This window comes from Polaromonas sp. P1_G4 (assembly GCF_056405475.1).
Map to the genome: position 1 here is coordinate 1 of NZ_JBFUCA010001004.1, position 695 is coordinate 695.

1 protein-coding gene and 1 pseudogene are annotated in these 695 nt (G+C 51.9%); both read right to left on the reverse strand.

Annotated elements, in window-relative coordinates; translation table 11 throughout:
* Positions 1-188 (reverse strand): annotated as a pseudogene (locus AC1D1X_RS25025) (DUF4845 domain-containing protein); the annotation flags it as partial.
* A 71-nt stretch (positions 189-259) separates the two neighbouring features.
* Positions 260-695: signal peptidase I (gene lepB / locus AC1D1X_RS25030; RefSeq protein WP_477699592.1), on the reverse strand; the 436-nt coding region annotated here is incomplete at its 5' end.

The window sequence follows — 695 nt, forward strand, 5'->3', positions numbered from 1 at the left end:
GCCTTGTCAAAGATAGTTCTGGCCTCAGCCACCGTGTTGCCTTCCCTCGCCTTTCCGGCGGCCTTGAGGATGGCCTGATATTCAATCAGCGTCGGGGCAACCTGGGCAGCCAAAATGCCGCCACATACAAGAACAATGCCCACAAACAGAAGGCCAATAAAGGAAATGCCACGTTGACGATGTTTCATTTTTTCTCCTGCTCTGACTAGGAAGTCCTGTCGTATTGCCCCTGGTACACCAAAGTGTGCCAAAAAAGCGGCTACTCGAAAGAACCGATACGCTTGAGGTTGCCGAAATTCATCCAGACAAAAAAGGCCTTGCCGACGATGTTTTTATCGGGAACAAACCCCCAATAACGGGAATCCAGCGAATTATCGCGGTTATCGCCCATCATGAAATACTGCCCCTCAGGCACCTTGCAGACAACGCCCTCGCTACTGTAACGGCAATTTTCCTTGAAAGGAAAGTCCATGACCTCCCGCTCATCGAGGCCGGCGCGCCGGGAGTCGTCATTCAGCAGGCGGTATTTCTTTGTCCCATTGACCTCTTCGAACTGTTTGGCGTAACGCAAAATATCTTCGTCAAAAAAGTCGGGCAAAGGCGTCTTGACCAGAGGCTTGCCGTTAATGGTCAGCTTCTTGTTCAGGTAGGCCACCTCATCCCCGGGCACACCCACCACCCGTTTGATGTAATCC